This window comes from Rossellomorea sp. FM04394 (assembly GCF_041889765.1).
GTDB classification, from domain to species: domain Bacteria; phylum Bacillota; class Bacilli; order Bacillales; family Bacillaceae_B; genus Rossellomorea; species Rossellomorea aquimaris_B.
In genome coordinates this window covers 493,878-508,077 of sequence record NZ_CP168654.1, presented here as the reverse complement: position 1 = coordinate 508,077, position 14,200 = coordinate 493,878, and the positions used below count along the sequence as shown (strand labels likewise).

General features: G+C 43.7%; 13 protein-coding genes. 2 read left to right on the top strand and 11 right to left on the bottom strand.

Annotated elements, in window-relative coordinates; translation table 11 throughout:
• Positions 1–34 precede the first annotated feature (34 nt).
• The 7 genes from ACCB35_RS02595 to ACCB35_RS02565 all read right to left on the bottom strand — a co-directional run bounded on the left by ACCB35_RS02595 (position 35) and on the right by ACCB35_RS02565 (position 6,886).
• The gene (locus ACCB35_RS02595; RefSeq protein ID WP_374055610.1) at positions 35–964 is read right to left on the bottom strand and encodes a hypothetical protein; all 930 of its coding nucleotides are present in this window, start codon (positions 962–964) and stop codon (positions 35–37) included.
• A gap of 252 nt (positions 965–1,216) precedes the next feature.
• Positions 1,217–1,849 (bottom strand): response regulator transcription factor, encoded by a 633-nt coding sequence (locus ACCB35_RS02590; protein WP_044339171.1) that lies wholly within the window; start codon positions 1,847–1,849, stop codon positions 1,217–1,219.
• Entirely contained in the window at positions 1,842–2,891 is a 1,050-nt protein-coding gene (locus tag ACCB35_RS02585; RefSeq protein WP_374055609.1) for a sensor histidine kinase, read from the bottom strand. Before ACCB35_RS02585 ends, ACCB35_RS02590 begins: the two co-directional genes overlap by 8 nt.
• Positions 2,888–3,619 (bottom strand): cell wall-active antibiotics response protein LiaF, encoded by a 732-nt coding sequence (liaF, locus tag ACCB35_RS02580; protein ID WP_374055608.1) that lies wholly within the window; start codon positions 3,617–3,619, stop codon positions 2,888–2,890. Before liaF ends, ACCB35_RS02585 begins: the two co-directional genes overlap by 4 nt.
• A 131-nt stretch (positions 3,620–3,750) precedes the next feature.
• Positions 3,751–4,404, bottom strand: coding sequence for a PspA/IM30 family protein (locus ACCB35_RS02575; RefSeq protein WP_149154424.1), 654 nt, complete (start codon positions 4,402–4,404; stop codon positions 3,751–3,753).
• Between the two features lie 15 nt (positions 4,405–4,419).
• Entirely contained in the window at positions 4,420–4,764 is a 345-nt protein-coding gene (locus ACCB35_RS02570) for a hypothetical protein (protein ID WP_044339167.1), read from the bottom strand.
• A 334-nt stretch (positions 4,765–5,098) separates the two neighbouring features.
• On the bottom strand, positions 5,099–6,886 hold the full coding sequence (locus ACCB35_RS02565; protein ID WP_374055607.1) for a M3 family oligoendopeptidase: 1,788 nt from the start codon (positions 6,884–6,886) through the stop codon (positions 5,099–5,101).
• Between the two features lie 175 nt (positions 6,887–7,061).
• Between ACCB35_RS02565 and ACCB35_RS02560 the strand changes: the two genes are divergently transcribed.
• Positions 7,062–7,784: a TspO/MBR family protein gene (locus ACCB35_RS02560; RefSeq protein WP_374055606.1), complete on the top strand. Its 723-nt coding sequence runs from the start codon at positions 7,062–7,064 to the stop codon at positions 7,782–7,784.
• 85 nt (positions 7,785–7,869) lie between these two features.
• The gene (locus ACCB35_RS02555) at positions 7,870–8,004 is read left to right on the top strand and encodes a hypothetical protein (RefSeq protein WP_374055605.1); all 135 of its coding nucleotides are present in this window, start codon (positions 7,870–7,872) and stop codon (positions 8,002–8,004) included.
• 25 nt (positions 8,005–8,029) lie between these two features.
• On the opposite strand, the gene ACCB35_RS02550 is transcribed toward ACCB35_RS02555, so the two are convergent.
• The 4 genes from ACCB35_RS02550 to ACCB35_RS02535 all read right to left on the bottom strand — a co-directional run bounded on the left by ACCB35_RS02550 (position 8,030) and on the right by ACCB35_RS02535 (position 14,196).
• Positions 8,030–9,916: a cation:proton antiporter gene (locus ACCB35_RS02550; protein ID WP_374055604.1), complete on the bottom strand. Its 1,887-nt coding sequence runs from the start codon at positions 9,914–9,916 to the stop codon at positions 8,030–8,032.
• Positions 9,917–10,048: 132 nt separating this feature from the next.
• A complete protein-coding gene (locus tag ACCB35_RS02545) occupies positions 10,049–11,365 on the bottom strand; it encodes an oligosaccharide flippase family protein (RefSeq protein ID WP_374055603.1) in 1,317 nt (438 codons plus the stop codon).
• Between the two features lie 129 nt (positions 11,366–11,494).
• Positions 11,495–12,832, bottom strand: a complete 1,338-nt coding sequence (locus ACCB35_RS02540) for a glycoside hydrolase family 30 beta sandwich domain-containing protein (protein ID WP_374055602.1) — start codon at positions 12,830–12,832, stop codon at positions 11,495–11,497.
• Entirely contained in the window at positions 12,829–14,196 is a 1,368-nt protein-coding gene (locus ACCB35_RS02535) for a GH1 family beta-glucosidase (protein WP_374055601.1), read from the bottom strand. The genes ACCB35_RS02540 and ACCB35_RS02535 overlap by 4 nt, the downstream gene beginning before the upstream one ends.
• Between the last annotated feature and the right edge of the window lie 4 nt (positions 14,197–14,200).

Below are 14,200 nucleotides of genomic sequence, written 5' to 3'. Positions count from 1 at the left end.
GACCCAGACTGGTTACTTCGATTTTTCAACGAAGCTATTGGATTGCGTTGTAATCATCGATCATTTCATTCAAATCATCTGCATCATGTCTCGTTTTAAGATCAAGGAACATAACCCCGAATCCGACGGCAAACAACATCGACGTAAATAAAGTTACAACGTTTATAATCATGCCGTACAGGACACTATTCCCTAAGACCAGTCCAAACGTCAATTCGAAGGCAGAACTTACGATTCCAATGATCAAGCCGAAAACAATGAATAACCCAAGAAGGATCCATCCACGCTTCTTCGTCAGCCTCCAGCTCCTGCCTAGACCAGGTGCGTCGTTCTCTATGGCTGCCGCTCCAAAATAGAAGCTCCAACGCGTTAAGAAGTAAGCTACTGCAACCGCGAATGCAAGCAGCAGAACAATTCCGGCGACCACAATCCCGACGCCCGGCTCCAGAAGTGCAGCTCCGAATACCCCGGCAAAACCAAATATGAAAATCGGAACAAAAACGATACCGAATACGATCACTCCGAATAGGAGACTGCTTCCGATAATAGGCCAAAAACGGGAGAATGCTTCCTTGATCACAAGCTTCACCGTGAATTCTTCATTCTTCCTCATATGATTAAGAGCAAATAAAATCGCCGCTTGAGCGATTGGAGCGAGGATTATACTGATAAGTCCAATTAGACCTGTACCAAGCTCTGCTGCCAGATTCACTTCCGGACCTCCTTCAGTCGTAAGCTCGCCTGAAAAGCTGTTGACAATCCCATCAAACCAGGTTTCCCCTGTGCCGACAGTTCTAAAAAAGCTAACCCCTGCTGCCAGTTCAATCAATGCCTGCAGTAAATATACTGGCCCTAACAGAATAAGAAAAATAAGAAAAAAGTCTTTAAAGCGGTTCTTGCTTAATCGAAATGTGTGGTCCAGTATTTCACCGAATCCTTTAGGCTTACTGAATTTTGCGTTCACGTTATATCCCCCCACCGGTTATTTTTCAATATTTGACAATATATCGCTTATTCTACCATTATTCCTCCTATCGTTGATGAAAGAATTACATTTTTTTCATCCTTGTTACCCAAATGCATCAAGCCTTACTAGATGTATATTTCATGTTTGATTTCTGATGCTTGCCATTTTGGTGAAGGAGATCCGTTTGCTCTCTTCTTTCTATACGAAAAAGTGACCCAAAAAGTTTTCTTTTTGGGTCACTTTTCACGATTATTTAGCTAAATCATGTTTAAAAGCATAGATCACAGCTTGTGTTCTATCCTGTACTCCAAGCTTGGAGAGGATATTGCTCACATGGGTTTTCACAGTTTTCAGAGCAATGAATAGTTCATCTGCAATTTCCTGGTTCGTTTTCCCTTGCGTCATCAATAGAAGGATTTCCAGTTCGCGGTTGGTGAGCTCTTCATGTGGATGAGAGACTGTCTTCTGTCTCATGCGTGTCATCATTTTCCCGGTGACTTCCGGTTCTAGAATCGATTGGCCGTTATACGTTTTACGAACCGCTTCGGCAATCTCACTCGCTTTTGACGTTTTCAGCATATAACTGACCGCCCCCGCTTCCAGGGCTGGATACACCTTATCATCGTCCAGGAAGCTTGTGACGATGATGATCTTCGCTTCAGGCCACTCCTGAATGATTTCCTTCGTCGCTTGAATGCCATCCATCTCTTTCATCACAAGATCCATGAGGATAATATCCGGACGCAGCTCCAGAGCAAGCTGGACACCTTCTTTCCCATCCGACGCCTCCCCTACGACATCAATATCCGCCTGCGCGGACAAATAAGAAGAAACCCCGATCCTTACCATTTCATGATCATCGACAAATACCACTTTAATCATTATTTTCACCTTCATTCTCTACAACGGGAACTTTCACTTCCAGGCGTGTTCCCTTATTCGGTACACTGATGATTTTAAACGTACCACCGATTTCAATGGCCCGCTCCCTCATGTTCTGAAGCCCATAGGAGCTGGTTACTTTCGATTCATTCACATCAAAACCTTGCCCATCGTCCACTACCCTCAAAATAATGATCGATTCCCTTTTGATCAAGCGAATATCCAAGGAAGTCGCCTTCGCATGTCGCAGGGTGTTTGACACCGACTCCTGTAAGATCCTGAAGAGATGATCTTCGATTCCTTTATCAAGACTCATGTCTTCAATTTTCCACTCAATATCCAACGGGACCTTCTGAGCTAATTCGACCAGCAGCTCCTTCATTCCTTCTTGAAGATTCTTTCCTTTTAACGCTACGGGACGAAGATGAAGGAGTAGTGCCCTCATTTCAAGCTGAGACTGATGAATCATCTGCTCCACCATGGAGAGCTGCTTCTCTTCATGGGGAGTCCGGCCAGGCGTCGGTGTTTCAGTGATGGCTGACATCAGCATGGATGCAGCAAATAATTGCTGACTGACCGAGTCATGTAATTCCCGCGCCAGGCGGTTCCGCTCCTGGGAAACGATTTCCTGGATCCTCTTTTCCTGCTCCTCCGCTTTTTCATTGGCAAGCTTCTGGGAATATCGCGCTTGATCCGTCAGATGTTTTCCTAATGCATCGACCTTTTTCCAAACCTGCTGTACTTCCGAGGTTGCCGTTTCAGGGAGTGTAGTAGAGCGGCCCTGTTCCACATTCATGAGGGCATCTTCAATCTCCCTCAGCTGCCGTTTATCCTTCAACCCTGTCCTGATGCCGAACACGATTCCGATCAGGATACTTACAACGAGGATAAACCCGGCTCCCGGTATATCCATAATCTCTACTTCCCATAATAAGGACCAATCCTTCAAGGGATACAAATAAAAATATGACAGCGATAAAAAGACCACCATCCCAAGGGAGAAGAGAATGCCTGCAACAATCTGCCTACTGACCGTGCTCATATTCTCTTCACCTCTAAATCCCCGATCCACATTGAGGTGACAATCTTCACCCGCTGGACAGCCGTTTCGTAGCCGGGCGTTTGATAATAAAGAGACTCATTGATTGCTTTCGGCTCCACTTCTTCAAAAATCTCAATCGAACCGGCGAGGACCGAGTGATGAACACTCACTTCCACATCATACGGAATCAAGATCTCAATATTGCCCAATATGTTTCGAATCGAAACGACGGACGTCCCTTTAGGGAGCACAGTATTTCCAATATCGATGACCGAGTCTCCGATCACACCCTGGATGTTGATATCATTCCATTCATATACATCTTCCGGAGTCCGTTTCGGCCCGAACCATTCATTTTGAAGGGCTGACTTCCTCATGACGAGTGGTTCATTTGTGTTAGTGAACGTTTCCTTAATCGTCGGAGTGATGTATTTAGGATGTTTCTTTGAATCAGCAAAACGTACGATGATAAATAGAAGAATGGCAAACAATAAAAATTTAAACGCTACGGTATTAAAGATATTGATCGCTAAGCTGATGATCCCAAACCACAGCAGAATCTTTCCAAAGGTACTCGGAAGCTTCTTTCTTCCAATATAGATGCAGAAGGCTGCAATCGAGAGGAAGACGAGAACCCCCCCATCGTAGAATGACACTTCCAACAGTATTAACAATGTTCCTATTAAAATGATCCAGCTGATTCCGTCAGATCGTAAACGATTGAACAAGGGGGTTCCTCCTTCCTGGTTATGTATGAAATAAACACGTAAATTATATCTGATGATAAAACGGGGTGAACCCGGTTGGGCTCCCCCTTTTATATAGCAGTAGAGTTTTTCTTAACCTAGAATACCATGTTTTATGAAGGAATGGCTTCAGTTTCCTCTTTTTTCACTTCTTTTTCTAATTTAGCGATCTTTGCGTCAATCGTATTTCGATAATAAGAGGAGTTCACACCATGCTCTAAATGATCTAAGTATGTTTCAATTTCATCGAATTTAGAGAACGCCTGGTTGTTATAACCGGAAGAAGATTCAAGCACAGAATTCACCTTGTTATGGGCACGGGCGATATTCTCCCTTCCCATCAGCTCCATCCGCTTGATGTACATATCCTTGAGCTTGTGCTTCATCTCTTCATATTTCCGTTCAAGCTCTTCAAGCTCCTTCGTTGCTTTCAGCTTTGATTCCTGGATGCGCACTGCGCGCTCCTCATAGTATTTTTGTTCCTGAAGGGCAAATTCATACAAACCTTCTTCATTTGCTTTCGATGCAACCTCAGCCTGGTATTTTCGTTTGTCAGCTAAAGCAGAAGCCTGCTGATACTCTTTTTGAAACTCTTCTTTTAATAGATATTGTCTCTCAACCAGCTTACTTACTTTTTCTACTTCCTGCTCACACTGTCTTAAATAATGATTCAATACAGCTATTGGATTTTTCTTTTCCTTTTTATCTAATGCTTCGTGCAGGTCGGACATGACTGTATTTTTAATTCGTTGAAATAGGTTTGCCATAGTGGAATCTCTCCTTTAGTTTTTTAATTGAGACCATTCTCTTTCAAAATTAGTGAATGGATCCGATGATTTTTCTTCTATCATGACTTCTTCTTTTTTCCAGTTCTTGTAGATGACATACAGAACGTATAGAGCAACCAATCCGATGATCGCCGGGAAGTTCGATATCGAAGCACTGAATGCCGCAAGACCGATCAGTGCCCATAATATCTTCTTCATTGTCGAGTCTGTTTTTACAAACCCTTTAAAGCTGTAGTACATGATCACTAAGGAGATGGCAAGCCCTACAATCGGTCCTAAATTGGCAAGCAGGACAATGGCTGCAATCCCTCCGGCTAAAAGCAATCCGAATTTCTTCATATGTTGTTGCCTCCTTTCTTCTTCATGTCTCTATCCTACCTATTTTCCGAATTTCCCATAACGAGCCCGAGCTTTATTTTCGTATCAGACTTGAGGCTTAGGTGTGATAGGACTTGTCGTTTTATTGATGTTTTGGAGGCTGCGAAGTTTGTCGTTTTTCGTAGAACGGTCGATATGTTGAAAATACGGTTGATAAAATGAAAGAACGGTTTATATATTTTTTTAACGGTCGATTAATTTGTATAACGGTTGATAAACGTGAAAGAACGGTCGATAAAGTCGTTCCACTACAAAAATAAGGTCCGTCCCCAAAATGGAACGGACCCTGCAAACATTATTCTGTTAACTCAAGAAATTCTTCCACATCTGCAATGCATAGCTTGATACCTTTTTCCCAGAAGGCTTCTTGGGTGATGTCTTCACCAAGGTGCTTCATCGCCAGCTCTTCTACGTTCATAACGGCTGTGTCACGCAGTAAGGCCATGTACTTCTCTTCATAGCTTTCGTTTGATTCCAGTGCTTTGGCGTAAATACTCAGTGAGAACAAGTATCCGAAGGTGTATGGGAAATTATAGAATGGCACTCCTGTAATATAGAAATGAAGCTTCGATGCCCAGAAGCGTGGGTGAACCTCTCCAAGAGAGTCAGAGAACGCTTCCCTTTGCGCGTCCACCATCAGTTCGTTAAGCTTATCAGCAGATACAATCCCTTTCTTACGCTCTTCATAGAACCGTCTCTCAAATAAGTAACGGGCATGGATGTTCATGAAGAATGCGACACTTCTCTGCAGCTTATCTTCAACGAGGGCAACTTTTTCTTCCTTCGTTTCCGCTTCTTTTACGGCAGCATCTGCCACGATCATTTCGGCAAAAGTGGATGCAGTCTCGGCAACATTCATGGCGTAGTTACGATTCAATGTGTGCATCGGTTTTAACGCATAAGAATGAAACGCATGCCCTAACTCGTGTGCAAGGGTGGAGACATTCGACATAGAGCCTGAATACGTCATGAAGATACGGGATTGATCGCTTAACGGGAAGGAGGTGCAAAATCCACCTGGACGCTTTCCAGCACGATCCTCCGCTTCGATCCATTGATTCTCAAATGCCTTTTGAGCGAATTGGGCCATCTCACTTCCAAAACGAGAGAACTGCTTTAGAATGAATTTCGCTCCCTCATCATATGGCATCGTGCTCGTCGACTCTGCGACAGGTGCGTCTAAATCGTACCAGTCCAGACGTTCTTTCCCGATTAAATCCGCTTTCCTCTCCAGGTACTGAACAAAAGGCTGCTTATGCTTTGAAATTGCTCCCCACATGGCGTCCAGCGTTTCTTGCTTCATCCGGTTGTATTCCAGTGGCTCCTTCATCAATTCGTCCCAGCCACGCTTTTTATAGACATTTAAGCGAAAGCCACCCAAGTGATTGAGGGTCCGTGCAAAGAGTTCCTCATTTTGTTCCCAGGCCTTCTCTAATTTTCCAAAAACCTTTTGGCGCGTATTGGCGTCTGGACTTGAGAGCAGATTATTAGCCTGACCAACAGATAGTTTTTTTCCATCATGTTCAATCTCCATGGCCCCTACGATCGTGTCATACATTTGTCCCCAGCCGTGATAGCCGTCGACAGCTAACGCCTGGATAAGTGACTCCTCTGCACTTGAAAGCTTATCTTTCGCTTTTTGTCTCCACTCATTCAGGACAAACCTAATCTCACTCAGGTGATCATGCTGAAGCAGTTCATTCCAGATTTCCTCTGTACAATCTGAAAGCTGCTGCTGAAACTTTGTAAAAGTAGAAGAAAAGTCCGCACTTAGGCTTGTGACTTCTCCTCGGAGTGAATCTGCTTTTCTGTCATTCATATTTTGAGCTTCCAGACAGCTCACGAATGCACCTGCCTGACGCAAATACAACATCACTTCTTTTGCTTCTTCAATAAGCTTCCACACCAGGTCAGCGTCTTTTGCCGATTGAGGCGGATGGAAAGCCAGTGCATTTTCTGCAAAGTCATTTTTCTTTTTTTCTAACGTATCGAGATGCTTTCTAAACTCCGGAGATTCACTTCCTCCTTGAAAAAAAACATCTAAATCCCAAACATCCGAATATGTATGATTTGTACGGTCCATAATGTCCCCCTAATAGATTTTCTCATTGTCCCTATCCTATTTCTAATTCTCGATAAATCCATTAAATCCTTCATGATCTTTCACTAATCCTTTTTTCCTAACTCTCTTCATTTGGTTTTTATTATGATAAGAGTGGAATAGTATATAACACCACTACTTACAGGGGGTATACGCTATGAAACTGATCTTGAATCTTTTAGCTTTTGCTTTAGTGATTGTGATGAATACGCTGGCTGTGACTTTGCCTTTGAATAATCAATCGACGGGGGAAATCAGTGACAGGCTTGATATCATGATCACTCCTGCAGGGTATGTCTTTTCTATCTGGAGCCTCATTTATCTGCTGCTCGGGATATGGATCATCCGACAATTCCCCAAAGACAGAAGGAATCTTCCTCTTTATCAAGAAACAAGCGGACTTTTCATCCTCAGTTGCTTATTGAACTCGGCATGGATATTCGTGTGGCACTACAATTATTTTCTCGTTTCTGTATTTATCATGATAGGACTCCTATTAACTCTCATCGCCCTTTATAGTCGGGTGAAGAGAACAGGTCCGTCCCTCCTGGATAGAGCCCCTTTTTCAATTTATTTAGGATGGATTTCCATTGCCACGATTGTAAATATCACGTATTACTTAACGGATATTGGCTGGGACGGGTTCGGCATTTCAGAATTGGTGTGGGCTTATCTAGGACTGTTTGTTGCTACGGTACTTGCCTTCTGGTTCCGCATCGGGCAGCATGACATGCTCTATCCACTTGTGTTTGTCTGGGCATTTATCGGTATCGGAGTAAAAAACATGGCAGAACACTCAACTTATTCTTATACTGCCTATGCACTCGCCTTTATCATCCTCATCTTTGACCTGGTTTACAAGCGTACACGACAATCATAATGTGCAAGAAGGTCCGTCCCTCGGACCTTCTTTTTTGTATAGGAAACCTTCTGATGACTTACATTAAGTGAAGGGGGTGTTTTGTATGGGCCAGCAGAAGAGAAACGTCACTCGTTCCGGAACGGATATTGATGAAGTCAAACGACTCAATCAGCATTCAGGTCTGACGTATAATCAAGTGAAACAGTTACTGGGTGAGCAATATAGCGGAAAGAAATAGAGTATCACAAAAAGAAAGCGCCGACTTAGTCGGCGCTTTCTTGATTCGTTTCGTTTTGAGCTTTAATGATTTCTTTTTCACGTTGAACCGTAAGCTTCTCCTGGATCTTATTCTTCTCCTTACAGGGCTGAGTGAGACTGACAATGACATCTCCCTGCTCAATCTTAGGTGAAGCACCTTCCGTAAAGAATTCGATCCTGCCTGTAGGTTTAAGGGCGAACATCAATAATGTATGCTCCTCCCGCTCCTGCAGATACGATTCGAAGGTGTACTTTTCAGTGATATTTGTTTTTCTAAACACGTCTCCACGTTCAACGCGTTTGTTCAGCTCTTCCCACGTCACATGGTTTTGGAAAAGGATCCGTCCACCAATCGTGTGGACCATATCTTCAAGATCATCGTCCCTCTGGCTCCGCAGGCTCAGTTGGAATAAATTATTTCGGCCGATCTCCGGAACAAATGTCGTACACACAAGAGCGTTGTAAGAATCAAGCTCCGTAGCTGCAATCATGTATTCATACGGCGTCATATCCAAATAATATTCCGTTTGTTCCGATAAAATTTCGCCCCGGTAAAATGGGATCCCGGCTTTTCTGACTGAAAACAATCGCTGCCAGGATGAATCGGTGACCAATACCGGGATCTTCAGCTCTTGAAGGGTCTTGGCAAACTCAGTACTGAATTTGCTCCCTCCCACGATCATCACTCCCGGTCTTTCATCAATGGCTAAATCCAATTTCTTCGCCATCCACTTAATGGAGAAACCATGTGCACAAACTGTAGAGAATACAAGAGCAAAGGTTAAGGACGTTAGAATTGCTGCATCCTCAAAGCCCTTTTCTAATAATACCGATGCAAAATAACTTGAAACGGTCAGCGCGACAATCCCCCTCGGTGCAATCCACCCGACAAGAAGTTTTTCCTTGTTAGAGAGGTCCGTCCCTATCGTGGATAGCCAGATCGATAGCGGTCGGACAATAAATAGCATAAGCAGGACAAACGCGACAATGTTCCAGTTAAAGATTCGTAAAAGTGTGTCTACAGTTAACGATGCTGTCAGCATGACGAAAATCGTCGATATGAGCAGAACCGAAATGTTTTCTTTAAAGTGACGCATGTCATCGATGGATGAGATATGCATATTCGCTAACGTCATACCCATGGCCGTCACGGCTAACAGGCCTGTTTCATGTGTGATCTGATCTGAAATCGTGAAGCAGGCAAGAACAAGTGCAAAGACAACGGGTGATTTCAGGAATTCAGGCACATGTCCATTTTCAAAGATAAAACCTGTGAATTTCCCCAGTGCCCATCCGAAGACCACGGCAAACAGGGAAGCAGCAAAGAACAGTAATAAGGTTAAACCTGTTACGTCATCGCTAATTAAGAAGTTGATGATTTCAAAAGCGAATACAGCGAGAAGTGCACCGAATGGATCGACCACTATTCCTTCCCATTTCAGGATGGCTGCCGGTCTTGGTTTAAGCTTTGCCTGTCTGAGCAGGGGCAGGATGACGGTTGGACCGGTAACAATGAATAACCCACCAATTACAAAAGAAACAGCCCAGGACAAACCGGCTACATAGTGAGCACCAAGTGAACCTAATATCCAAGCGAGTAAAGCTCCAAAGGTTACAATTCTAAATAAAGGCTTGCCTAATCCCCTTACCTCTCGAAAATTAAGATTTAAGCTCCCTTCAAAAAGGATGATGGCAACCGCCATTGATATAATGGGTTTGAATACTTCCCCAAAATCGTCCTTTGGATTGATGAGACCGAATATAGGTCCCACCAGCAGTCCGACAATCGACATGACGACGATGGCAGGAAGCCTGAATCTCCAGGCAATCCATTGGGAAGCGATCCCGAGTACTCCGACTAACATGATGTTGAATAAAATAGAATCGATCATAGCTTTCTCCTTTGAAGGTTATGAAATAAGCCATCATAACAGTAGATAGTATGTACCTGTTACCAGAATAAAAGAATGGTCTCGCTCCGTGCAAAAAATAAGTTCAAAAGGGCACATCCGTTTTTGTATAGTTTACATTTTTATTGCTGATTTTAACCAGAGAGTCGTTTCCAATTCCCTGCAGATCGTAAAGTAATGAAGCATGGCGATCAGAACGGCACCAGCATTCATGCCAATAATGACTCCATCCATTCCAAAACGGGATCCAAGCAAATAAATTAATGTAAAGGAAAATACACTCGACCATATGGTATGAAGAAGAGCATCCTTCACCAATCCAAATCCGATTAAAAAGGCTTGGAGAGGAAACACCAGGAAATGAAAAAGAAAATACGGCCACAGCAGCTTCAGATAATAGGCCGATGCCACAGAATGAAAGAATCTTTCTGTAATGTAGTCCCCAAGCAAATAGTATATGAATACTGCAGGCACACCATAACCTAATGTAATCCACATGACCTGCTTAAGATGGGTCAGGATCCCATCAAAGTCCTTTGATGACACTTTTTCCGATACAGTCGGAATTAACACGATCAACATCGAAAAGGCGATAAAAGAAGGGAAGAAGCCGATAGTAAGGGCAATTCCGGCCAGCATCCCGAAATGCTCATTTGCCTCAAGCGCCCCCATACCTGAAAGAACTAACGCCCATTTAATCAAGAATGGCTGAACCGCATGGGTGAGAGCATGGAAAATTCGCAGCACTGTCGTCGGTATCGATACAGATAATACTGACTTTCTCATTTCAATTGTTGATAATGAAGAATGGCTCTTCTTTCTTTTACCCCTAATCTCGAGAACGTAAGCATGAATTAAATAAACAAAAACGACCGCTTCACTGGCAATCAGTGTCCCAAGGGCTATGAAGATCGACGTATTGATGCCAAAAGATAGAAAATTATAGATCGAAACTAATAAAAACAGCTGAATTCCTTTACGCAGAAAATTGGCCACTGCAATTTTGCCCATCTGCTGGATCCCCATAAAATACCCTCTCGTAATCGAGGTAAACGCAACAATGGGAATCACAATCAAAATAAGCCAGCGAATCCCCGGATGGTACCCTTCAAACAAAGGGGTAAAGGCATATATAAGGACCATTAGAATCAAGAGAATGCACGTCGTGATGACCGCAAATCGAAAAGCATAGTGAAGCATGCCCCGATGATACTTTTCTTCCCGTTCGGCAAAGAATTTGGAAAGACTGATCGGCAGCTCCATGCTTGATAAAATCACAATCAGAAACACAGTCGGCAGGATCGACATATACGTTCCAAGACCTGCTTCCCCAAGCTCACGAGCCAAAATCATATTGATCACAAACTCCAGACACTCACCTAAAAAAGCCGTCACCACCAGTACTAACGTACCCCTTAAAAACACACTCATATGTTTGCACCCTGCCTTTATTTTAGATGGTCTATTCTATGATGGTTGTCCGGGTAATATGTAAAGGGGCTGCCAGGCTATCTATTTCCGAAACAAAAAGCAGCCCTCCCAAGGACTGCTTTCAATCTTTTACCTAATAATAAATGTAGCTATAGAATGAGAAGGAAGTGTTGTAGTCATCGATCCCTCTGCAAACGATATTGAAATTTCTTCATCCCCATTATTCGCATTCATCGCAACCACTACGATTTCCCCGTCTGGATTTTCAAAGGAAGTAGCCAGTATGGAGTCATTGGAAACTTGACAGCCGATACGTCTCGCTCCCTCTTTGATATATTTACTAAAATGACCGATGTAATAATAAGAGCTGTTGTAGTGAACCTCATCCTTAACTGTATCGACAATAACAGGCGCATCACAATAATTCCCTACATGATTGGGTCCGCCTTCTTCATTCAATACCAGGTTCCAATCAATCCAGGCTTCAAGATAATTGTTCAAGTCACCGATGATATTTCTGCCATACCTCTCACCGGTATCCCATGAACCTACCTGGACCCCGCCTTCCATGCACCCTTCTGTAAAAATCAGATGCTTGTCCGGAAAAGCATGATGCACTTTAGAAAGATTTTCAAACTCCTCGGATACATACCAGTGCAAACCTGTTCCCCAGACGTATTTAGCTGCTTCAGGATCAGATAACACAGCATGGGCACGCTCATAAATCACATCACGATTATGATCCCAAATGATGACCTTCACATCATCATGGCCATTTTCCGCCAGGGACGGACCTAGATGGTTTTTGATGAAGTCGCGCTCTTCTTCTGCCGTGTATAGACAAGAATCCCAAACCTGCTTTGCTTCGGGTTCGTTTTGGATCGTAACTCCCCAGATCCGGATCCCCTCTTCTTCCATCGCTTCAATGTACTTTGAATAATAGTCGGCCCAAACAGATTCATACTCTGATAAAAGTTTCCCGCCATTGTTCATTTCGCCGTTCGTCTTCATCCATGAAGGAGGACTCCATGGGGATGCCACAATGGAAAGCTCTCTCCCTGCCACTTCCATCGCTTCTTGAATAAAGGGAATCACAAGCTTCTTCTCCCGTTCGATGGAAAAGCTCTCTAACGAAGTATCTCCATCTTCCACATACGAATAATTCCCTAATGAGAAATCACTGCTATTGATATGTGTTCTACCGAAGCGATAGCCCACCCCCTCTATCGGATCGAAGTAACGTTGAATGATCTCTTTCCTTTTTTCGGGGCTGATGAGGGATAGGCTGTGAGCCGCAGCTTCGGTGAACGCACCGCCAAACCCTAACATTTCCTGATATTTACGCTTTGGATCAAGCTGTATACGGGTAGAAGCCCGACCTGCAGAAAAGGAAACCGGTTCTTTTTCTGAGAACCGATCTCCTGTATCTTTAGCTGTCAAAATCACCTTTACTTGCTTTGCATTCATTGTGCAACTTCCTCAGCATTTGTGTGAAGGCCATGCTTCCCTTTATGATCCCGGATGATTTCTGCATATCGGAAGGCACTGTCTTTAAAGATTCGCTCCTGCGTATCGAAGTCGACATAAAGGATGCCAAATCGCTTATCATATCCGAAGCTCCACTCAAAGTTATCCATCAAGGACCATAAATAATAACCCTGGATGTTCATGCCTTCCTCATTCAGATCAGATACCGCTTGAAGATGCAGGTTCAAGTAGTTCACACGATCGTGATCATGTACTCTTCCATTTTCCAAAACATCGTCATAGGCCGCTCCATTTTCCGTAATATAGATTGGCAGATCCGTATATTCCAGTCTCAGGCGGCGGATGAGGTCTTTGAATTCATTCGGCGCGATATCCCAGCCCATCCCTGTCTTCTCATAATCAGAGTAGGCTCCTTTGTGCAAGAAGTCACTTGCGGCACTGAACTCGACGATCCCGCGGCTATAATAGTTGATACCGAAGAAATCACATTCCGTTGAAATCAGTTCCATATCCCCTTCTTTAATGAAGTCATAGGAATGGACATATTTTGAAAATAAATTCATCATGTCTTTCGGATACTCTCCCTTGAATACTGGATCAAGGAACCAGCGATTCGAGTAACCGTCCGCATTGTTTGCAGCAAGAAGATCGTTCACGGAATCCGTATTAGGGTAAACCGGTGACAGATTCAACGTGATCCCGATATCCGTTTGGGATTGGAAGTCTTTCTTCAGCATTTCCACCGCTTTCCCGTGTGATAACAACATATGGTGGACAGCTTTCACTGCTTCATCCATGTTGGTATGGCCCGGTGCATGGACCCCTTGATGGTAACCGAGGAACCCTGCGCACCATGGCTCATTATGAGTGATCCAAGAATCGACTACTTCATCAAGCTCTGTAAAGCACGCTCTTGCATACTCCAGGAACCATTGTACGGATTCACGATTGACCCATCCGCCTTCTTCATGGGCCCACACCGGTAAGTCCCAGTGATACAGTGTCACCGCAGGCTTGATGCCTTCTTCCTGAAGTCTTTTTGCAAGGTTTTTGTAAAAGTCCATACCTTCCTTATTGTACTTACCCTTTTCAGGAAAGATTCGCGGCCAGGCAATGGAGAAACGATACGTATCCACTCCCAGTCGTTTGATATGCTGGATGTCTTCTTCGAATCGGTGATAGTGATCACATGCGACATCACCATTGTGCTGCTTATATACTTTTCCAGGAATGTCACAGAACATATCCCAAATGGAAGGAGTTCTTCCTCCTTCATTATGGGCACCTTCGATTTGATACGATGATGTGGCTGTTCCAAAGGTAAATGTTTTATCAAAATGCATATGT

Excerpts from the sequence above, each read along its gene's own strand:
- ACCB35_RS02590 (WP_044339171.1), bottom strand. The coding sequence starts at position 1,849 with ATGATTAAAGTGGTATTTGTCGATGATCATGAAATGGTAAGGATCGGG.
- ACCB35_RS02585 (WP_374055609.1), bottom strand. The coding sequence starts at position 2,891 with ATGAGCACGGTCAGTAGGCAGATTGTTGCAGGCATTCTCTTCTCCCTT.
- ACCB35_RS02575 (WP_149154424.1), bottom strand. The coding sequence starts at position 4,404 with ATGGCAAACCTATTTCAACGAATTAAAAATACAGTCATGTCCGACCTG.
- ACCB35_RS02570 (WP_044339167.1), bottom strand. The coding sequence starts at position 4,764 with ATGAAGAAATTCGGATTGCTTTTAGCCGGAGGGATTGCAGCCATTGTC.
- ACCB35_RS02565 (WP_374055607.1), bottom strand. The coding sequence starts at position 6,886 with ATGGACCGTACAAATCATACATATTCGGATGTTTGGGATTTAGATGTT.
- ACCB35_RS02560 (WP_374055606.1), top strand. The coding sequence starts at position 7,062 with ATGAAACTGATCTTGAATCTTTTAGCTTTTGCTTTAGTGATTGTGATG.
- ACCB35_RS02555 (WP_374055605.1), top strand. The coding sequence starts at position 7,870 with ATGGGCCAGCAGAAGAGAAACGTCACTCGTTCCGGAACGGATATTGAT.
- ACCB35_RS02550 (WP_374055604.1), bottom strand. The coding sequence starts at position 9,916 with ATGATCGATTCTATTTTATTCAACATCATGTTAGTCGGAGTACTCGGG.
- ACCB35_RS02545 (WP_374055603.1), bottom strand. The coding sequence starts at position 11,365 with ATGAGTGTGTTTTTAAGGGGTACGTTAGTACTGGTGGTGACGGCTTTT.
- ACCB35_RS02540 (WP_374055602.1), bottom strand. The coding sequence starts at position 12,832 with ATGAATGCAAAGCAAGTAAAGGTGATTTTGACAGCTAAAGATACAGGA.
- ACCB35_RS02535 (WP_374055601.1), bottom strand. The coding sequence starts at position 14,196 with ATGCATTTTGATAAAACATTTACCTTTGGAACAGCCACATCATCGTAT.